Annotated in this window: 18 protein-coding genes; 9 read left to right on the top strand and 9 right to left on the bottom strand. The window is 64.5% G+C overall.

The window, feature by feature from the left end:
* Window positions 1-235: FAD-dependent oxidoreductase (locus tag OA56_RS03725; RefSeq protein WP_461583526.1), on the bottom strand; the 235-nt coding region annotated here is incomplete at its 3' end.
* Window positions 232-1,077: a squalene/phytoene synthase family protein gene (locus OA56_RS03720; RefSeq protein WP_055422797.1), complete on the bottom strand. Its 846-nt coding sequence runs from the start codon at window positions 1,075-1,077 to the stop codon at window positions 232-234. The genes OA56_RS03720 and OA56_RS03725, both read right to left, overlap by 4 nt.
* Window positions 1,078-1,188: 111 nt before the next feature.
* On the opposite strand from OA56_RS03720, the gene apbC reads away from it, so the two are divergent.
* The 5 genes from apbC to OA56_RS03695 all read left to right on the top strand — a co-directional run bounded on the left by apbC (window position 1,189) and on the right by OA56_RS03695 (window position 8,696).
* Window positions 1,189-2,277 (top strand): iron-sulfur cluster carrier protein ApbC, encoded by a 1,089-nt coding sequence (gene apbC, locus OA56_RS03715; RefSeq protein ID WP_461583523.1) that lies wholly within the window; start codon window positions 1,189-1,191, stop codon window positions 2,275-2,277.
* 85 nt (window positions 2,278-2,362) lie between these two features.
* A complete protein-coding gene (gene dcd, locus OA56_RS03710) occupies window positions 2,363-2,929 on the top strand; it encodes a dCTP deaminase (protein ID WP_028874211.1) in 567 nt (188 codons plus the stop codon).
* Window positions 2,930-2,981: 52 nt separating this feature from the next.
* A complete protein-coding gene (locus OA56_RS03705) occupies window positions 2,982-5,216 on the top strand; it encodes an arginine/lysine/ornithine decarboxylase (RefSeq protein WP_141056195.1) in 2,235 nt (744 codons plus the stop codon).
* 53 nt (window positions 5,217-5,269) lie between these two features.
* On the top strand, window positions 5,270-6,589 hold the full coding sequence (locus OA56_RS03700; protein WP_461583520.1) for an ABC transporter substrate-binding protein: 1,320 nt from the start codon (window positions 5,270-5,272) through the stop codon (window positions 6,587-6,589).
* 10 nt (window positions 6,590-6,599) lie between these two features.
* The gene (locus OA56_RS03695) at window positions 6,600-8,696 is read left to right on the top strand and encodes a putative bifunctional diguanylate cyclase/phosphodiesterase (RefSeq protein WP_461583518.1); all 2,097 of its coding nucleotides are present in this window, start codon (window positions 6,600-6,602) and stop codon (window positions 8,694-8,696) included.
* Here the strand turns inward: OA56_RS03695 and OA56_RS03690 are convergent.
* Together OA56_RS03690 and OA56_RS03685 are read right to left on the bottom strand one after the other, a co-directional pair.
* A complete protein-coding gene (locus tag OA56_RS03690) occupies window positions 8,693-9,187 on the bottom strand; it encodes a dihydrofolate reductase (RefSeq protein ID WP_461583516.1) in 495 nt (164 codons plus the stop codon). The two genes, OA56_RS03695 and OA56_RS03690, sit on opposite strands and share 4 nt — an antisense overlap.
* Window positions 9,184-9,978, bottom strand: a complete 795-nt coding sequence (locus tag OA56_RS03685) for a thymidylate synthase (RefSeq protein ID WP_461583514.1) — start codon at window positions 9,976-9,978, stop codon at window positions 9,184-9,186. Before OA56_RS03685 ends, OA56_RS03690 begins: the two co-directional genes overlap by 4 nt.
* Before the next feature lie 171 nt (window positions 9,979-10,149).
* Between OA56_RS03685 and OA56_RS03680 the strand changes: the two genes are divergently transcribed.
* Both OA56_RS03680 and OA56_RS03675 read left to right on the top strand, forming a co-directional pair.
* Window positions 10,150-10,914 (top strand): oxygen-binding di-iron domain-containing protein, encoded by a 765-nt coding sequence (locus tag OA56_RS03680; RefSeq protein WP_055422790.1) that lies wholly within the window; start codon window positions 10,150-10,152, stop codon window positions 10,912-10,914.
* Complete coding sequence (locus tag OA56_RS03675) at window positions 10,911-13,082, top strand: putative bifunctional diguanylate cyclase/phosphodiesterase (protein ID WP_461583512.1); 2,172 nt, start codon at window positions 10,911-10,913, stop codon at window positions 13,080-13,082. Before OA56_RS03680 ends, OA56_RS03675 begins: the two co-directional genes overlap by 4 nt.
* A gap of 26 nt (window positions 13,083-13,108) precedes the next feature.
* Here the strand turns inward: OA56_RS03675 and OA56_RS03670 are convergent, their stop codons facing one another.
* Genes OA56_RS03670 through OA56_RS03660 form a run of 3 tightly spaced genes read right to left on the bottom strand, consistent with a single transcriptional unit; the run spans window position 13,109 to window position 15,746 of the window.
* Window positions 13,109-13,408: a lipid-A-disaccharide synthase N-terminal domain-containing protein gene (locus OA56_RS03670; RefSeq protein WP_055422788.1), complete on the bottom strand. Its 300-nt coding sequence runs from the start codon at window positions 13,406-13,408 to the stop codon at window positions 13,109-13,111.
* A complete protein-coding gene (locus OA56_RS03665) occupies window positions 13,405-14,133 on the bottom strand; it encodes a glycosyltransferase family 2 protein (protein ID WP_461583509.1) in 729 nt (242 codons plus the stop codon). Before OA56_RS03665 ends, OA56_RS03670 begins: the two co-directional genes overlap by 4 nt.
* Window positions 14,134-14,138: 5 nt before the next feature.
* Window positions 14,139-15,746 (bottom strand): ArnT family glycosyltransferase, encoded by a 1,608-nt coding sequence (locus OA56_RS03660; RefSeq protein ID WP_461583507.1) that lies wholly within the window; start codon window positions 15,744-15,746, stop codon window positions 14,139-14,141.
* A gap of 215 nt (window positions 15,747-15,961) precedes the next feature.
* On the opposite strand from OA56_RS03660, the gene OA56_RS03655 reads away from it, so the two are divergent.
* Window positions 15,962-16,654 (top strand): response regulator transcription factor, encoded by a 693-nt coding sequence (locus OA56_RS03655; protein WP_055422785.1) that lies wholly within the window; start codon window positions 15,962-15,964, stop codon window positions 16,652-16,654.
* Window positions 16,632-17,888, top strand: a complete 1,257-nt coding sequence (locus tag OA56_RS03650; RefSeq protein ID WP_461583505.1) for a sensor histidine kinase — start codon at window positions 16,632-16,634, stop codon at window positions 17,886-17,888. The genes OA56_RS03655 and OA56_RS03650 overlap by 23 nt, the downstream gene beginning before the upstream one ends.
* Here OA56_RS03650 and OA56_RS03645 read toward each other — a convergent pair.
* Both OA56_RS03645 and ettA read right to left on the bottom strand, forming a co-directional pair.
* Window positions 17,883-18,398: a hypothetical protein gene (locus tag OA56_RS03645; RefSeq protein WP_055422783.1), complete on the bottom strand. Its 516-nt coding sequence runs from the start codon at window positions 18,396-18,398 to the stop codon at window positions 17,883-17,885. The two genes, OA56_RS03650 and OA56_RS03645, sit on opposite strands and share 6 nt — an antisense overlap.
* A 112-nt stretch (window positions 18,399-18,510) precedes the next feature.
* The gene (gene ettA, locus OA56_RS03640; protein WP_055422782.1) at window positions 18,511-20,175 is read right to left on the bottom strand and encodes an energy-dependent translational throttle protein EttA; all 1,665 of its coding nucleotides are present in this window, start codon (window positions 20,173-20,175) and stop codon (window positions 18,511-18,513) included.
* Window positions 20,176-20,191 lie beyond the last annotated feature (16 nt).

Raw genomic sequence — 20,191 nt, 5'->3', positions numbered from 1 at the left:
CCGTCCATCCTGGCGTCGACGTTTTCAGGTGGCGCGGCGACAGGCCCAGGCGGCGGGCGCAGGCAAAAAGGTGTGGGCTCGCCCCCCACAGGGGCAAAATTTCCGCGCTCAGACAGGAGATGCCCGTGCCCAGCCTTGGCGAGCGCTCGAATACCGCCACCCGGACTCCGGCTTCCGCCAGCCGCAGGGCGCACACCAACCCCGCCACCCCGGCGCCGACGATCGCCACCCTCATCGGCCGGGTTTCCTCCGCCAGCCGCGCCAGGTCAGCCACAGCTGCCGCAGCGGCGGCAGTTCGAGACGACGATCGAGCAGGCGGTAATCAATCTCCTCGGCTTCGGCGAGCAGGGCTTCGGTCACCGTGCGGCGCGCCATCAGGGGACGCAGTGCCTGGCGCATCTGGGCGGTGGCCGCCTCGTCGGCGGCCCGGAAGTGGTGCCGCACCCGCTCGGCCTGGGCCCGCATCAGCGCCGCGAAGGCTTCGCTCCAGCGCCCTTCGAGGATCTGCGCGGCGGGCACGCCGTGGCGCTGCAGCTGATCCACCGGCAATAGGATGCGCCCGGTGCGTGCGTCCGCCCCAACGCCCAGCAGCAGCTCGGCAAGCGCGAGCCCCATGCCCAATTCCTGCGCCGCCTGCTGGGCCTCACGCTCCAAGCCTCCCAGGGCGCGCACCGTCAGCAGCGCCGGCACCGCCCCCAAGCGATAGGTCAATTGCTGCAGCTCGGCGCTGGAAGCACAGCGCATCGTCGCCGCCCGCAGACGCGCCGCGAGCACCAGTTCGTCGAAGAAAGCCCGTTCCCAGGGGAGATCCGCCAGCACGAGGCGCAACGCCCGCGTAATGGGGTGGGTCGGCGTTCCAGAGAAGGCGGCTGCGACTTCGTTCGCCCACCAGGAAAGGGTGGTGAGCGCTACTTCAGGCTCGCGGCAGGAACGCACGGCGTCTTCCAGCGCGTCGATGAGCGCATAGAGCACGAAGAGCGCCTCCTGCCTCGGGCCACGCAGCAGCAGAAGGCTGTAGTAGCGGGCATCGGGACGGCGCTCGAGACGCTCGCGGCAATGGTCGATGTCTGGACTCATCCTCGGACCTGACGGAAACCCTGAAGGGCGGCGGGTTTGCCATCCTGCGCTTTGCAGTAAGATCGGGGCAAACCCGCAGCAATGATACCCGAACCCTGTTGGAGTCCCGAGATGAGCCTTTCCCCCGATGCGATCCGCGACGCCCTCGCGGCCCTGACCGATCCCAACCTTGGAACCTCCTTGGGTAAAAGGGCGATCGCGGGGCTAGAGACCGAAGGCGGCACGGTGCGCGTGCGGCTTGCTCTGGATTACCCCGTGGCGACGATGGGCGAGGCGGTACGCGAGGCGGTGACGCAGGCGCTCAGCCGGCTGCCCGGGGTGGCGTCGGTGCAGGTCGAGCTTTTCTCCCGCATCGAGATCCACAAGATTCCGCCCGGCACGCAACCTCTGCCCGGCGTGGCCAACGTGATCGCGGTGGCTTCCGGCAAGGGCGGGGTAGGCAAGAGCACCACGGCGGTGAACCTCGCCTTGGCGCTTCTGGCCGAAGGGGCGCGCGTGGGCGTGCTCGATGCCGACATCTACGGTCCCTCGATTCCCCAGATGCTGGGTCTGGGGCATCAGCCGCCGGAATCGACCGACGGCAAGAGCATGGAACCGCTCATGGCCCACGGCCTGCAGGTCAATTCCATCGGCTTTCTCGTCGATCCCGAAACGCCCATGATCTGGCGCGGGCCCATGGCCTCCCAGGCGCTGCTGCAGCTGCTCACCCAGACGAACTGGCACGAGCTCGACTATCTCGTCGTCGACCTGCCGCCGGGCACGGGCGACATCCAGCTCACCCTGTCGCAGAAGGCGCCGCTCACCGGCGCGCTCATCGTCACCACCCCGCAGGACATCGCGCTGCTCGACGCGCGCAAGGCGGTGAAGATGTTCCAGAAGGTCAATGTCCCGGTCCTCGGGCTCGTCGAGAACATGAGCATCCACGTCTGCTCGAACTGCGGTCATGCCGAGCCCATTTTCGGCAGCGGCGGCGGCGAGAAGATGGCCCAGGAATACGGCCTGCCTTTCCTGGGCGCGCTGCCGCTCGACATCCGCATCCGCAAGGAAACCGACTCGGGAACGCCCACCGTCGTGGCCGAGCCGGAAGGGCCCATCGCCGCCCGCTACCGCGACATCGCCCGCCGTGTGGCGCTGGCGCTCGCGCGCGCGCCGCGCGATCTCAGCCACAAATTCCCTACCGTCGTGGTGCAAAACCGCTGAGTTTTGGCGTACACTTCGCGGCAATTCTGGGCGCGCAGGGTTGCCGGTCGCGCCGTTTTCGACCCAGGCCACGAACGGGAGTACGATGAGCATCAAATCGGATCGCTGGATACGGCGCATGGCGCAAGAGCATGGCATGATCGAACCCTTCGCGCCCGAGCTCGTGCGCCAGACCGAGCGCGGCAAGATCGTCTCCTACGGCACTTCCAGCTACGGCTACGACGTGCGCTGCGCCGACGAATTCAAGATCTTCACCAATATCAATTCCACCATCGTCGACCCCAAGGCCTTCGACGAGCGCAGTTTCGTCGATTTTAAGGGCGAAGTCTGCATCATCCCGCCCAACTCCTTTGCGCTCGCCCGTACGGTGGAATACTTCCGCATTCCCAGGAACGTCCTTACCGTCTGCCTGGGCAAGAGCACCTACGCGCGCTGCGGCATCATCGTCAATGTCACGCCGCTCGAACCGGAATGGGAAGGCTACGTGACGCTGGAATTTTCCAACACCACGCCGCTGCCAGCAAAAATCTACGCCAACGAAGGCGTGGCGCAGATGATCTTCTTCGAGTCCGACGAAGTCTGTGAAACCTCCTACCGCGACCGCGGCGGCAAATATCTCGGCCAGCGTGGCGTGACGTTGCCGCGTCTCTGAGTCGCCTCCCGGTCTTCGATCCATGCCGTTTCTTGCTGCGAGGGCGGGTCCCATGCGCTTCCATTTCCCTATTGTCATCATCGACGAAGACTTCCGCTCCGAGAATGCGAGCGGCCTGGGCATCCGGGTGCTGGCCAAGGCGATCGAAGCCGAAGGCATGGAAGTGCTCGGCGTGACCAGCATTGCCGATTTCTCCTCGTTCGCCCAGCAGCAGAGCCGCGCCTCCGCGTTCCTGCTGTCGATCGACGACGAGGAATTCCAGGCGCCGGAAGATGCCGCACGCGCCATCGCCCGGCTGCGCGGCTTCGTGCGCGCCGTGCGCTTTCGCAACCACGACATCCCCATTTTCCTCTATGGCGAGACGCGCACCAGCCGCCATATCCCCAACGACGTGCTGCGCGAGATGCACGGCTTCATCCACATGTTCGAGGACACGCCCGAGTTCATCGCCCGCTATGTCGTGCGCGAGGCGCGCAATTACCTGGAGAGCCTGCCGCCGCCCTTCTTCCGCGCGCTCACCCATTACGCCGCCGACGGCTCCTACTCCTGGCACTGCCCTGGGCACTCGGGGGGGGTGGCTTTCTTGAAGAGCCCGGTGGGACAGATGTTCCACCAGTTCTTCGGCGAGAACCTGTTGCGCGCCGACGTCTGCAACGCCGTCGAGGAACTCGGGCAGTTGCTCGATCACACCGGACCGGTGGCGGCCTCCGAGCGCAACGCCGCGCGCATCTTCCACTGCGACCACCTTTATTTCGTCACCAACGGCACCTCCACCTCGAACAAGATGGTGTGGCACTCCACGGTGGCACCCAACGACATCGTGGTGGTCGACCGCAACTGCCACAAGTCGATCCTCCACGCCATCATCATGACAGGGGCGATTCCCGTCTTCCTGCCGCCCACGCGCAACCACTACGGCATCATCGGCCCGATTCCGCTCGAAGAGTTCGAACCGGCCTCGATCCAAGCCAAGATCGATGCGCACCCCTTCATCGATCAGGCCAACAGCCGCACGCCGCGCATCCTGACGATCACGCAGTCGACCTACGACGGCATTGCCTACAACGTCGAGACCATCAAGCAGAAGCTCGACGGCTACATCGACACGCTGCACTTCGACGAGGCCTGGCTGCCGCACGCCGCCTTCCACGATTTCTATGGCGACTATCACGCCATCGGCGAGGATCGCCCGCGTTGCGAGCACTCGCTCATCTTTTCCACTCAATCGACGCACAAGCTGCTCGCGGGCTTGTCCCAAGCCTCGCAGATCCTGGTGCAGGAATCGCGCACGCGCAAGCTCGACCGCGACGTGTTCAACGAATCCTACCTCATGCACTCCTCCACCTCGCCCCAGTACGCCATCATCGCCTCGTGCGACATCGCTGCCGCCATGATGGAGCCGCCCGGCGGCACGGCGCTCGTGGAGGAATCCCTCATGGAAGCGGCGGAATTCCGCCGCGCCATGCGCGACGTGGAAGCCGAACTCGGGGATTGGTGGTTCAAGGTGTGGGGTCCGGATTACCTCGCCGAAGAAGGGGTGGGCCAGCGCGAAGACTGGCTGCTGCGCCCCAACGACCGCTGGCACGGCTTCGGCGCCGTGGCCGAAGGGTTCAACATCCTCGATCCGATCAAGGCCACCATCATTACCCCGGGGCTGGACGTCGAAGGCGAATTCGACGAATGGGGCATTCCGGCCGGCGTGGTGACGCGTTACCTTGCCGAGCACGGCATCGTGGTCGAGAAAACGGGCCTTTATTCTTTTTTCATCATGTTTACCATCGGCATCACCAAGGGCCGCTGGAATACCATGGTCACCGAGCTGCAGCAGTTCAAGGACGACTACGACGGCAACCGCAAGCTGTGGCGGGTGATGCCCGAATTCGTCGCCAAACACCCGCAGTACGAGGACTGGGGGCTGCGCGACCTGTGCCAGCGCATCCACGCCTTCTACAAGGCGCACGACGTGGCTAGGCTCACCACCGAGATGTACACCTCCGAGATGGTGCCGGCGATGCGCCCGTCCGACGCCTTCGCCATGATGGCGCACCGCAAGATCGACCGCGTCCCCATCGACGAGCTCGAAGGCCGGATCACCGCCATGCTCGTCACGCCTTATCCTCCCGGTATTCCGTTGCTGATCCCCGGCGAGCGCTTCAACGCCACCATCGTGCGCTATCTCCAGTTCGCCCGCGACTTCAACCGGCGCTTTCCCGGTTTCGAGACCGATATCCATGGTCTGGTCAAGGACTCTGAAGGGAACTATCATGTCGACTGCGTGCGTTCGTAGCGGCTGAACGCGGCGCGCCGCCGTACACGCTAGCGACGACAAAGGGGGGCGACATGCAGCGTTTCGGAAGGTATCTGCCAGCGGCGGCGAGGTTTTTCGTCTTTTGCCTGCTGCGCCTGGGGCATTTCCGCTCTTCTTGTTCTTGGCGCAAGGCAGGGGCCTGCTTTCTACCCTTCCTTTTCCTGAGCAGCATCTCCTTCGCCCAGACCCTGCCGCCGCTGCTCATCGCCCACGTGATGCCCACCACGGGCCGTTTCGCCCTACACGCCGAGGCCGACCGGCGCGGCGTGGAGATGGCGATCGAGGATTTCGGCGGCAAAATCCTGGGGCGAGACCTGGTTCTGCTCACACGCAACGCCACCACCGATCCGGCGCAGGCGGCCAAGATCGCCGAGTCGCTCATCACACAGAACCACATCGCCTTCATGGTCGGGGCGATCGACTCGGGCGTGGCCGCTGCCATGTCGGCGGTATGTCAGAAATACGGCGTGATCTTCATCAACACCAACTCCTCCTCGCCCTCGGAGGCGGTGGAGAACGCACATCGCACCAAGTTCGTGTTCGACGCCAACGGAGCCAACTTCAACAAGGCGCTCCTGAAATACGCCCTCGATCGGCATCCGCGCAAGCGCGCCATCCTGCTCACCGAGGACAACGTCTGGGGGCACAGCAACGCGGCGGCCTCGCGCGGCTACATCGAGCGCTACGGTGGCAGCGTGGTCGAGGAGGTCGTCGTGCCCGTCTCGCTGCCCGATCCGGCGGGGCTTGCCGCGCGCATCGCCGCCATGGACATCGACGTCGTCGCCGTGAACCTGAGCGGCAACAACCAGATCCGGCTCTTCGCCCAGATCGACCCCGCGCTCTTCGAGCGGCAGTCGTGGGTGGTGGGGGAGGTCGATTGGGAAGAACTCTATCCGGCGCCCGGTACGCCGCGGCCGCTCTTCGGCACCACCTGGGCGTGGAACCTCGACACGCCCGGCACGGCCGAGTTCGTGGCACGCTACCGGCAGCGCTACGGCAACACGGTGCTCGATTATCCCGGCGACGTGACGCACGCCGCCTATCTGGCCATGCGGGCGCTGCTGCAGGCGATCGAACGCGCCGGTACGACGCACAACCATGCCGTGATCCGCACGCTCGAGACGATGCGCTGGAGCGCGCGCGAGCGCATGCAGCACGACGACGCCTACCTGGATCCGGCAAGCCATCACCTGCAGCAATCCGTCTATACCGCCACCTGGCGCCATGATCCCGCCAACCCCGCTGCCGGCATCAAAATCCTCGGGCACCTGAGCCCCGAGGAGGCACGCTACGAGGGGGAAGACGCCACCCGCCTCGAATCCTTCGAGGAAACTCCTTCCTATACGCCTTGAGAGGCCAGGCATGCACCGTCCCCGCTTCGGTCTCATCGCCCGCATCGCCTGGCTGGTCCTGGCGATCGAGGCGCTCGCCTTCGGAGCGCTCACGGCCGTGTATCTCGACCGCTCGCGCACCCTGATGGAGCGGCGCATCGAGACGCAGCTGCAGCGCGTCGGCCGCATGCTGCAGGAAGAAAACCTGCCGCTCAACGCGGTGGCCACCCCTTGCCTCATGTCCGATCTGATCGGCCTCGGCTACCAGGGAGGATTCGTCTTGGGCGGCAGCGGCCGGGTGATCGTCGCAAGCGACCCCCTGCTGTTGGGAAAAAAAGCCGATGAAGTGCCAGGATTCGACCCTTCCTGGTTGAATGCCTCCGTGCGGCCAGAGTTCGAAGCATTCTTCGCGCCCGAACGGCTCACCGCCGTCTTGCACGTGCGAGGGCCGGAGTCCTCCGCTCCTCTCTATACCGTGGTGCTCACCTTCGACACCGCCGAGCTGCGTGCCGCCACCCGTGAGGTGATTGCCTGGGGCGCGGCGCTGTCTTTGGCCTTCCTCCTCTTCACGTCGTTTGCCATCGTCTTCGTGGCGCACCGCCTCATCACGCGCCGGGTGCAGCATACCCTGCGCGCGCTCAAGCAGATCGAGGACGGAGCCCTGGAGATGCGCATCTCCATCACCGCCACCGACGAATTGGGCGACTTGCAGCAGGGCATCAATTCGATGACGGAAAAGCTCGCCGCCACCATCGCCGAACAGAAGCAGGCGCAGGCGCGTATCCGCCAGCTCGCTTTCTATGACCAGCTCACCGGCTTGCCGAACCGAGTAGCCATTCTCGAATACCTCCGGGAGGTTCTGAGCAACGATGGCGGAAGTCATGGGGCGCTGCTGCTCTTCGATCTCGACGACTTCAAAACGCTCAACGAGACCTTGGGCCACGAAGCCGGCGACGAGCTGTTGCGCGAGGTGGCCGAGCGTTTGCGCGATGGATTGGGAGGCGAAGCGCAAGTCGCGCGTGCCGGTGGCGATGAGTTCCTCGTCGTCCTTACCGGGCTCGACGAGGACGAAGCCGAGGCCAGAGGCCGCATCGAGGCGCTCTTCGAACGCTTGCGCACCTTGCTCGTTCAACCCTGTCGCATCGGACACGCGCAGATGCGCACCACCGCCAGCTGCGGCGCCGCCCTGTTTCACGGGGCGCAGGTCGGGCTCGACGAGCTCCTCAAGCGCGCCGAACTGGCGATGTACCACGCAAAGGCCAGCGGCCGTAACCGCTTGTGTTTCTTCGATGAAGAGATGGCGCGCGCCGTGCGTCACCGCGCCGAGCTCGAGCGGGATCTGGAGCAGGCGATCGAGGCCGGCCAGTTCGTCCTGTATTACCAGCTGCAGGTGCGTGGCCCCCATCAGGCCGTGGGCGCCGAGGCGCTCATCCGCTGGCCGCATCCCGAGCGCGGCATGATCTCGCCGGCCGAGTTCATTCCGCTTGCCGAGGAAACCGGCCTCATCGTCCCTCTCGGGCGCTGGGTGCTGGAGACGGCCTGCCGGCAGCTGGTTTCTTGGGCAAGCACGCCGGAGACGGCCCAGCTGACCCTCTCGGTCAACGTCAGCGCCCGCCAGATCTATCAGCCGGATTTCGTCGATCAGGTGCTGGAGGTGGTCGAAAAGAGCGGTGCGGATCCGCGCCGCCTCAAACTGGAGCTCACCGAGAGCACCTTGGCCTCCGACATTGCTGGCGTCATCGAGAAGATGCGTCTTCTCAAACAGAAAGGCATTGGCTTCGCCCTGGACGACTTCGGCACGGGGTATTCCTCGCTCACCTACCTCAAGCGCCTGCCGCTCGACGAGTTGAAGATCGATCAGTCCTTCGTGCGCGACGTGCTCACCGACTCCAACGATGCGGCCATCGCACGCACCATCGTGGCGCTCGCCCACAGCCTGGGGCTGGAGGTGATCGCCGAGGGGGTGGAGACGCCCGAGCAATGGAAGTTCCTGGCCGAGCTAGGATGCCCCGCCTACCAGGGTTATTATTTCGCGCGACCCGTGCCGATCGAGCGTTTCGAGGAGACCTTGCGCGGGTTCCTTCTCGTCCAGCGGGAAATTGGACTACCGACGGATTCGGGGCGCTAAGCGTCGCTGTGGCGGTAGGTGACGATCTGGTAAGGGTATTCGTCGTCAGGATCCGCCTCGGGGCGTTCGCGGCCGACTTCGGCGAAGCGCCTCCGGTCCCATTCAGGGAAGAACGCATCCCCCTGAGGCTCGGCGTCCACTTCTGTGATCACCAGGCGATCGGCAAACGGCAGTGTCTGGCGATAGATCTGCGCTCCGCCGATCACGAAGACCACCGGCTCAGCCTCGAGCGCCGCCCGCGCGGCTTCGAGCGAGGGATAGACTTCCGCGCCGGGGGCCGTGAAAGAGGGATCGTGGCTCACCACCACGTTGCGGCGATGGGGCAGCGACCGGCCGAGCGATTCCCAGGTCTTGCGCCCCATGAGCACCGCGTGCCCGGTGGTAAGTCGGCGGAAGTGCCGCAAGTCGGATTTCAGCCGCCACGGCAGCGCCCCGCCGCGACCGATCACGCCATTTCGCGCCACCGCGGCGACGATCACCCACTCGCTCATACCGCCACCGGTGCCGGGATGTGGGGGTGCGGATCGTAGCCTTCCAGCGTGAAATCCTCGTAGCGGAAAGCGAAGAGATCGGTCACTTCCGGGTTGAGCTTCATCTTGGGTAGCGGCCGCGGCTCGCGGCCAAGCTGCAGCCGGGCCTGCTCCAGGTGGTTGAGGTAGAGATGGCAATCTCCCCCCGTCCAGATGAACTCGTGCGCCTCATAGCCGCAGATCTGGGCCACCATCAGGGTGAGCAGCGCATAGGAGGCGATGTTGAACGGCACGCCGAGAAAGACGTCGGCGCTGCGCTGGTAGAGCTGGCAGGAGAGCCTGCCCTCGGCGACGTAGAACTGGAAGAGCGCGTGGCAGGGCGGTAGCGCCATCTGGTCCACCTCGGCCGGATTCCAGGCCACGACCAGGTGGCGGCGCGAATCCGGATTCGTCTTCAGCCCTTCGACGAGGCGGGCGATCTGGTCGATGCTGCGACCGTCCGGCGCCTCCCAGCGCCGCCATTGCTTGCCATAGACCGGCCCCAGCTCGCCGTGCTCGTCGGCCCACTCGTCCCAGATCGTCACGCCGTGCTCGCGCAGGTACGCCACGTTGGTGTCGCCGCGCAGAAACCACAGCAGTTCGTGGATGATCGATTTGACGTGCAGTTTCTTGGTGGTGAGCAGCGGAAAGCCTTGGCGCAGATCGAAGCGCATCTGCCAGCCGAAGACCGACAGGGTGCCGGTTCCGGTGCGGTCCGCCTTGCGGGTGCCGTGCTCCAGGATGTGGCGCAGGAGATCGAGGTAGGGTCGCATCGTTTGCCGTGCTGCGAAAGGGAATCTCATTTTAACAGGAAGGAAGAAGGGTGCAGAGAAAGGAGATTTGTTATCATTGCAACGTTTGCGGGCGCACCTGCGGTGCCATCAGCCCCTTTTCTTCGGCGATGCCGCCCAGGCGCCCGCCGGGCCAGTGGAGGCGGAACATCCATGCACAACGTAGAGCTCTACCGGGACGATGCCCATCTGTGCGTGCTGCTCAACGAAAGCGAGGAGCTCGATGAGGGCGGCATCCACTCCAACCAGTTCCTCATCCTGCATCAGGAGTTCGGCGTCCTGCTCGATCCCGGCGGCTTCGGGGTGATGCCCGACGTGCTCGATGCCATGCTCGCCTACTGCGAGCCGGAGCAGATCCGCTACATCGTCTTGTCGCACCAAGACCCGGACATCGTGGGCGGCCTTGCCTCCTGGCTCGAACTCACGCGCGCCACCGTGCTCATCTCGCGCCTGTGGACGCGTTTCATCCCTCATTATGGCCTTCCGAACACCGATCGTATCGTCGCCATCCCCGATACCGGCGCCCAGATCGATCTTGGAACCTCCGCCGTTCTCGACCTGATTCCGGCGCACTTCCTGCATTCCGAGGGCAACTTCCAGGTCTACGATCCGCGGGCGAAGATCCTCTTTTCCGGCGACGTGGGGGCTTCGGAACTGAGCGGTGCCGAGACGCAGACCTTCATCGAGGATCTGGCGCCGCATCTGCCCCGCATCGAGGGGTTCCATCGCCGCTACATGGCGAGCAACCGCGCCATCAAAGCGTGGAGGGAAACCTTGGGCGAGCGGCCGGTCGAGCTGCTGGCGCCACAGCACGGGCCGGTCTATCGCGGCGCTGCCGTTGGCCAGTTCCTCGGCTGGCTCGAGGGGCTCGAATGCGGCGTCGATCTCCTGCAGCCCGGGGGAGTGTTTCGGCGATGAACCGTTTCATTCCCCCCGATCTCTTGCGTCTGCGGCGCGATAGCCTGCGAGCGATCACCGGTATCCTCGAGCATGAGACCCGTTTCCGTCTCGGGTTTTCGGCCATGGCGGCTGCACTCGAGCGCGCCCATCGCCGTCTGGCGGCGACGCTCGAGCATCCGCCGGCCGAAGGAACGGCCGAGGCGGAATCTCCCCGCTCCCAGCTTGCCCGCCTCGACCGTATGGTCGGTCTGCTCCACGAGCTCCTCGACCAGGATGGGCGGGCCCAGACCGAGGCCATCGTCTCCTTGCTGCACCACTTTGAAGCAGCCAGCGCCGAACTCACCCAGACCCTGGTGGAGAAGGAGCTCATCGACCGGCAGCGCGCCGTGCTCGAACGCATCATCTTTTCCTACGAGCGCATCTCCCAATGGATGGAGTTCCTCAAGGAGATCCTCACCGATTTTTACCAGATCTTTCCGTTCGATGCGTTCTTCGTCGCTTTTGCCGAGAAGCACGGGCTGACGCTCAAGGTCTTCCACCCTGCGGCGCTGGAATCGGCCATGCGAGAGCAGCTCTTGCATCGCGTCTCGCAGCACGTCCTCGCTTCCCTGGGTCAGCCTCCCGATGCGGCGTTTGACATCGAAGAGCATTTCCTCACGACCCAACCCGCCGAGGCGAAGCCGGTTGAATCGATGATGTTGATCACCGAGCGGGTGCCGGAGCGGCACACCAAGCTCGCCGGCATCCTCGGGGCGGCCTTCGGCGTGCATGAGAAGCTCTCGCCGCAGGAAGAGGCAGTGATCCGCTCGCTTCTGGCGATCGTCGTCATCGTGGTCGGCTCCAGCCGCGCGTTGGGGCAGTCGCTCGCCGAGCTCGAATACTATTCGCTGCACGATCCCCTCACCAACCTCTACAACCGGCGGCATTTTCTCTCCATGCTGCAGTACGAGATCACGCGCAGCGAGCGCCACCAGCACGAATTCTCTCTGCTGATGGTCGATCTCGACGATTTCAAGGACGTCAACGACACCTTCGGCCATCCCGTGGGCGACGAAGCCTTGTGCCAGGTCGCAAGTCACCTCAAGACCTGTGTGCGGCCGGGCGATCTCATCTGCCGTATCGGCGGGGATGAGTTCGTCATCCTCTTGCCGGAGACGGGCAAAGAAGAAGCCAAACGCCTTGCCCGTACCATCCGTGACCGTCTGCGCGAGCATCCCGTCCACGCTTCCCAGCTTGAATTCCATCTCACGGCCTCCATTGGCATCGTCACCTATCCCGCCGACGGAGCCAATCAAAACGATCTGATGACCCGGCTCGACTTCGCCGCCTATGAAGCGAAGAAACGGGGCAAGGACGGCGTCTTTCACTACAGCGACATCGACCGCGGCGAGGAAGTGCAGCGCATCGCCCAGCACCGTCGCCAGGAAGCGGAGGTCGTGCGTGCCGCTTTACGCAAGGGGCGCATCGTCCCCTATTTCCAGCCCATCATCGAAACGGGAAGTGGCCGGGTCGTCGCCTACGAGGTGCTCGCGCGTCTCATCGCCGATGATGGCGAGATCGTCTCCGCCGCCCGCTTCATCGACGCCATCGAAAAGTACGGCATGGGCCGGGAGCTCGATCGTCGCATGATTGCCGCCGCGCTCGATGCCCTGCGCCGTTTGCCGCCGACGGCAAACGATTCGGCCCCGCTGCTCTTTCTCAATCTCTCGGTGCAGGAGATCCAGAACCGCAACGTACTGACCTTTGCCTCCCGCCTTTGTTATCAGTGGGAGATCGACCCTCATCGCATCGTCTTCGAACTGCTGGAGCGCGATGCCATCTCCGACATGGAGAAGATCCGCCTTTTCCTCTCCACCTTGCGCAAGAAAGGGTTTCGTTTCGCCCTCGACGATTTCGGCAGCGGCTACAACTCCTTCCACTACCTGCGCGAGCTGGAATTCGATTTCGTCAAGATCGACGGTGCCTTCATCCGCGGCATCGAGCACTCGAAGACCGACGAAGCGCTGGTGCGCAACCTCGCCCGCCTGTGCCACGATCTCGGCATCCAGACGGTGGCCGAATTCGTCGAGAGCCAGAGCCTGCTTGAGCACCTGCGTGCCCTTGGAGTGACGCACGCCCAGGGGTATTACATCGGTTTGCCTAGACCCGACATTCTGCTTTTCGCGGACAAGACCGTCGGGCGCTGAGCGCTCGTGAAGAAATCAGCTGCGCTTCAGGCCGAGACCTCGGAGGCGCCGTCCCGGGCGTGACGCTTGCGCTCGCGCCAGATGAGATGCAGGTTGCGGGCGTAGATGAAAAGGCCCGTGAGCTGGCCGATGATGAAGACGGGATCGGCGCGATAGATGGCGTAGGCAAGCAGCGTCGCCCCGCCAGCGAGGCTGAAGTACCAAAATGCTATTGGCATAACGCTTCGCCGCTGGCGTTCGCTCGCGAGCCACTGGACGAGAAAACGCATCGAGAAAAGCGCCTGACCGGTCAGGCCGATGCCGAGCCAGATGAGGTCGGGGTTCATCTTTGTTCTCCGTGCCGTGAAGGGTAGGGCAAGCGGCGACGGTGCAGCAGCCACCACACACCGAAGAGATCGACCAGACCGACCCAGAGGCGGTTGCCGATGCCGTATTTCGACGTGCCGTGCCGCCTGGGGCGGTGATGCACCGGCATCGAGACGACGCGTCCTCCTTCGCGTCGCACCAGCGCCGGCAGGAAGCGGTGGAAGTGGTCGAAGTAAGGCAGGCGCAGGAAGAGCTCGCGCCGGATGAGCTTTACGCCGCAGCCGCTGTCCGGCACGCCGTCGTGCAATAGCGCCGAACGGACCGCATTGGCGATGCGCGAGGATAGCCGTCGAATCCACGTGTCGTGGCGATCGACGCGGTGGCCGATGACCATGTCCGGTGGGTCTGACTCCTGCTGCACCAGGGTCCAGAAACGCCACAGGTCGGCCGGATCGTTCTGACCGTCGCCGTCGAGCGTGCCGATCCATGCTCCTTGTGCAGCGAGCGCCCCGGTGAGCAGCGCCGCGCTCTGACCGGCATTGCGCTCATGGCGCACTACGTGCCAGTTCGGCCCCTTCTGGGCGCAGAGGTCTTGCAGCACGGCAAACGTGTCATCGGTGCTCGCGTCGTCGACGAAGATCACCTCGAACTCGAGCTTGCCGCCGAGCGCGGCTTGGATTTCGTCGGCGAGGGTGGCGACGTTGTCGCGTTCATTATGTACAGGAATGACGATGGAGAGGTCCATGAAGTTCACTCCGACGCGTCGTCGACGTCGTCGTTGGGTTGAAGGGTGGGGGATGAAGGATGGGAAAGCGCCGCGATTTCGCGGGCGGAGGCGATGAAGAGGATTTGTCCGCGATAGGGTTGCTGCAAGAGGGGCGCCGCGAACTCGGGGGGCGGCATGCCCTTGAACGTATCGATGAGGATCCCTTCGGGATATTCCTTGGCCCAAACATGCAGCTCCGACCAGGAGATTTCCTCGATCGGTTGATTCAAACGGCCGTAGAAGTGGAATTGATCGTGATATTGACCCACGAACGCCACCGGACGCCCTTCGGCCTGGGCTTGGGCGATGAAGCGGCTCGCCGGGCGTACGTCGTAATAGGGGGCGGCGGCCCGGCCCAATCCCAGGGCGAGGATCGTGAGGAAGAGCCCCGTGCCGAGAGCAAAGGTTGGCAGCCAGGCCGAACGCGTGCGCCAAGGCAGGAGCCAACCGGTGATCGCCAGGGTGGCAAGCGCCGCCGCTGGCCAGGAAGGAAGGTTGGCCAGGAAAGGCGGCAGATGCGCTGGCGGGTGCAGGCGCAAGAAGACGAGGGCGGCGGCCGCCGCGAGCGGCAGCAGAACAGGCAGGCGATCGAGGCGGCTGGGGTGCTCGCCGTGCACGGCGAGTGCCCGCGCAAGCAGCAGGGACACGGCGGGGAAGAGCGGCAGGAGATAATGTGCCTGCTTGCCGCTGATGGCGCAGAAGGCGAGGAAAGAAATTCCTGCCCACGCCAGGAGAAAACGCAGCGCCGGCTCGCGCAGGGGGCGCAGACGCGCGAGCGCACGCCAGGCGCTCGGCCACAGCGTCCAAGGTGCGAGCAGGAGCGGCAAGAGCGGCAGGTACCACCACCAAGAGCGGCGGTGGGCGAAGGATTCGACGATGCGCCCGGCGCTTTGCCCCCAGAAGATCATGTGGGCATACTCCGGGCCGCCGCGGATCGCCGCCGGCACCGCCCAGGTGAGGGCGATGGCCGCGCCACCCAGGGCGGCGAGCGCCAAACGTCGGTACCAGCGACCGGGCAGCCCCGCTTCCGGCCGCCACCAGGGCCACAGCAGTGCCGCCGGCAGCACGTGCAGCAGCACCACCGGCCCTTTGGCGAGTACGCCCAGACCGATGCCGGCGCCCACCCATAGCCAAGCACGTCTCTGGCCTCGAGCGGCATCCCATAGGCCGTTCATCGCCAGCAGCACGCAGGCGGCGAGCAAGGTGTCGAACATCACGGCCGCCGTGAACACAGCCCACAGTCCCGTTCCGAGCAGGATCGTACCGGCCCATCCACCGAGCGCCGGCGTCTCCGGCCACAGGCGGCGGGCGAGACGGGCGGTGAGGAGCACTCCGGCAAAGGAGAGGCTGGCGCTCGCCACCCGCGGCCACCAGTCGTTCACCCCGAAAATGGCCCAGCCTGCGTGGAGTATCCAGAAGAGCAGCGGCGGCTTGTGGTGATAGGGGTGTCCGTTCAAATAGGGTACGAGGAAGTCGCCGCGGGCGAACATCTCCCAGGCCACGCCGAGGTAGCGCGTCTCGTCGATGGGAATGAATGGCAAGGCGTAGAGAAAGGCGAAGGTGAGCAAACCGATGCCGGCGAGCCAGGTCAAAACATAAAAAGGGATCGAATGGCCTGCTGCAGCCGCTGGCGATGGTTTTTCGAGAGGACCGCAGGGAAAGATCGTCGGGGAAGCGGGCATGCTGCGTAGGGAGGCGTTCGTGGAGGCGCCATGATAGGCGCAGCCACGTCAACGCGGTGTGAAGGTGTCGAGGGAACGGAGCCCTCCTGTGCCCTCGATCGACAACTCTCCTATAATGAGTCGCCATGGACGTTTTGCTCATCGAAGACAATCCCGATCTGGCGGGTAATATCGTAGATTATCTCGAATCGCGAGGACACCGCGTCGATCTGGCGCGCGATGGCCTCAGCGGCCTGCATTTTGCCGCCAGCAAGGCGTTCGACGCCATCGTGCTCGATCTGGGCTTGCCCGGCATCGACGGCGTCGAGCTGTGCCGGCGCCTGCGCGAGGAAGGCCTTGCCACCCCCATCCTCATGCTCACCGCCCGTGGTGAGCTCGATGACAAGGTGCTCGGCCTCGAAGCCGGGGCCGACGATTACCTCGTCAAGCCGCTGTCGCTGCGCGAGCTCGAAGCGCGCTTGCGTGCGCAAGTGCGCCGCGCCGCCGGAGGGTTGGAGCAGCAACGCTTGCAAGTGGGAGATCTGCTGCTCGACGAGCGCACCCGGCAGGTATCGCGACAGGGGCGCCGGATCGCGCTGGCACCTTTGGATTATCAATTGCTGCGCCTGCTGATGCGTGCCTCACCCGCCGTGCTGCCGCGCGAGCGCCTGGAATCCCTGCTGTGGGGGGATGATCCGCCCGACAGTGACGCCTTGCGCGCCCACATCCACCGCCTGCGGCTGGCGATCGACCGTCCCTTCGACGTCCCCTTGCTGCACACGGTGCCGCACGTGGGCTACCGGCTGGCCGTGCCCGATGAAGCAGAAACGTCCTCCTAGCCTGCGCCTGCGGCTCATCGCCGCCTTCGTCTTTCTTGGCGTAGCCTTGGGGCCCCTGGTGTCGGGCGCCATGCTCTGGGTGAGCTATACCCTGGAAGAGGAAGCGGTAAAGGCGACGGTGCAGGAGCGGTTGCAGCACCTCTTGAGCACCCCGGAGCATTACGTCCTGCGCGAGCATCCCCGCCATCCCAAGGTCTATGTTTTGTCCTCGTTCGAACTCGAGGGCGTGCCGGATCGCATTTTTTCCCGCGCCGACGGAATCCATGAATTCGAACTGGGGCACCGGGCCTGGATCGTCGGGCTGGCGAGCCTCGGCGACGGGCGGCGTTACGCCGTGCTCGAGGACATCTCCAGCATCGAACGGCGCGAATGGGTGAGCGTGTTCATCGTGCTCGGCGGCGCGGCTTTTTCCGGCTATGTCGCGCTGTGGTTCGGTTTCTACTTTTCACGCCGGCTGCTCGCGCCGCTCACCCGGCTCGCCGGGCGCCTGGGCGAGGCGAACGATCTCGCCGCCGAGGTGCGGCTCGCCGAAGAAGGGCTGGACGAAGAGGTGCTGGTGCTGGCGCGAGCGCTCGACGAGTATCGCTGGCGCATGTCCGAGCTGCTGGCCCGAGAGCGGGAATTTTCCGCCGACGCAAGCCACGAGCTGCGCACGCCGCTTACCGTGATCCGTCAGGCGGCGGAGCTTCTCGCCGAAGATGCGGCGCTGTCCGAGCGTTCGCGCCGTGCCTTGGTGCGCATCGAACATGCGAGTGCACGGATGGCCGAGACGATCGAGACGCTGCTGATGCTCGCGCGCGAACCGGAAGCGACCAAAGAGGAGTTCGACGTCGTCGACGTGGCCCGTGAGGCGCTGGCGCACATCGAATTCTTCGCCGAAGGATCGGAGATCACCTTGGAGCTGCTCGTCTTGGCCCATCCTCTCGTCCATGGATCCCCGGCGGCGCTCTCCGTCATCGTCGCCAATCTCGTGCGCAACGCGATCCAGCATGCGCAGTGCCACCGCATCACGGTGCGCATCGAACCGGACCGGCTGTGCGTCGAGGATGACGGGATCGGCATGCCGCAAACCGCGGATGGGGCGAGCGGTGGTCGCGGCCTGGTGATGGTGCGCCGGCTGTGCGAACGGGAAGGGTGGGAGCTGCGCTCGAGCGCTCGCGAGGCCGACGGTCGGGGAACGAAAATCGAGGTGGTCTTTTTCAGGCCCTTTGCCGATGAACCTCGTTCATCATAGAACCTTGAGCAGATCGGCGCGCAGCTGTTCCGCCCTTCTTCTTCCTTCCGCGCTTTCCTGGATCAGCCGAAACCATTGTCCATAGAGCGCGCGCAGCTCTTCGTGCGATTGGGCTGCGGCAATCTCGTCGATGAGCGAGAGATGGATGATTGGGCCGCGGCAAAAGGCCTTGATGGTGTTGATCATGAAATGACGCGCCATGTCCAGTTCTTCGGGGTTACGCGGTTCTGGAAGCGGACGGAAATCGGTGAGGGAGGGGAGTCTGTCTTGGCGGGTGATTGCCTCGTTTTCGCCTTTGAGGCCGACGAGCTCGATGTAGCCTTCTTCTTCGAGGTGACCGAGGACGTTGGAGAGATCGTCGGTCGACGCGAGTTCGCGCAGCTCTTCCACGGTCCGCTTGCCGTCGACCATGATGAGAATACGACGCTGGCGCGGCGTCAATTTTCCCGAACGGTGCTGAACTTCATCTACCCCTTTGGGCGTCTTGCGGAAAACGGCTCTGCTGGGCATAGGGAAATTCTCTTATGGTTGAATCATCATGATTCATCTTAACCAAAACCAAAAACATAGGCAAGAAAAAGCCCCTGTCATGGCAGGGGCTTCGATCGTAAAAAACGAAGACTCAGCGCGAAATCGGTTTGTAGCGCACGCGCCGCGGACGGGCGGCGTCTTCGCCGAGACGCTTTTTCTTGTCCTCTTCGTACTCGTGGAAGTTGCCTTCGAAGAAGGTCCACTGCGAGTCGCCCTCGGCCGCGAGGATGTGGGTGCAGATGCGGTCGAGGAACCAGCGGTCGTGGCTGATGACGAGCGCGCAGCCGGGGAATTCGAGCAGCGCTTCTTCCAGGGCACGCAGCGTTTCCACGTCGAGGTCGTTGGAGGGTTCGTCGAGCAGCAGCACGTTGCCGCCCTGGATGAGCGTCTTGGCCAGATGCAGCCGCCCGCGCTCGCCGCCCGAGAGCTTGCCTACGGGCTTTTGCTGGTCCGCTCCCTTGAAGTTGAAGCGGCCGAGGTAGGCGCGGCTGGGCATCTCGAAGGCGCCGACCTTGAGGATGTCGAGCCCCCCGGAGACTTCCTCCCATACCGTCTTGTTGGGGTCTAGCCCTTCGCGGGACTGATCCACGGCGGCGATCTTCACCGTCGGACCGATCTCGATGGTGCCGGAATCGGGCTGTTCCTTGCCAAGGATCATGCGAAAGAGGGTGGATTTGCCCGCGCCGTTGGGGCCGATGATGCCCACGATCGCTCCCTTGGGCACAGAGAAGGAGAGATCGTCGATGAGGAGCCGATCCCCGAAGCCTTTGCTCACGTGGTGGAATTCGATCACCTTGTCGCCGAGCCGCTCGCCGGGTGGGATGAAGATCTCCTGCGTCTCGTTGCGGCGCTGGTATTCGATGGAGGAGAGTTCCTCGTAGCGCGCCAGACGCGCCTTGGATTTCGCCTGCCGCCCTTTGGGGTTCTGGCGCACCCATTCGAGTTCTTGCTTCATCGCCTTGAGGCGGGCGGCTTCCGCCTTGGCTTCCTGCTCGAGGCGCTTTTCTTTCTGTTCCAGCCACGAACTGTAGTTGCCTTTCCAGGGGATGCCCTCGCCGCGGTCGAGTTCGAGGATCCATTCGGCGGCGTTGTCGAGGAAGTAGCGATCGTGCGTGACGGCCACCACCGTGCCGGGGAAGCGCACGAGGTACTGCTCGAGCCACTCGACCGATTCTGCGTCGAGGTGGTTGGTGGGTTCGTCGAGCAGCAGCATGTCGGGCTTGGAGAGCAGGAGCTTGCACAGCGCCACGCGCCGTTTTTCGCCGCCGGAGAGGTTCGCGATCTTGGCGTCCCACGGCGGCAGGCGCAGCGCGTCGGCGGCGATCTCCATCTGGTTTTCGAGGTCGGTGCCGGCGCTGGCGAGGATGGCCTCGTATTTGGCCTGCTCTTCGGCGAGTTTCTCGAAGTCGGCGTCGGGCTCGGCATAGGCGGCGTAGATTTCCTCGAGCTTTCGCCGCGCCTCGACGAGCTCACCCAGCCCTTCTTCGACTTCCTCGCGCACGGTCTTTTCCGGGTCGAGCTGGGGTTCCTGCGGCAGGTAGCCGATGCGGATGCCGGGCTGCCATTGCACTTCGCCGTCGTATTCCTTGTCGACGCCGGCCATGATGCGCAGCACGGTGGATTTGCCCGCGCCGTTGAGGCCCAGCAGGCCGATCTTGGCCCCGGGGAAGAAGGAAAGGGAGATGTCCTTGATGATGTGGCGCTTCGGGGGGACGACCTTGTTCACCCGAAGCATGGACATGACATACTGAGCCATGACACTCCTACGAAAT

This window comes from Tepidiphilus sp. HLB4, assembly GCF_054823945.1.
This window is presented reverse-complemented; position numbering and strand designations above follow the sequence as displayed.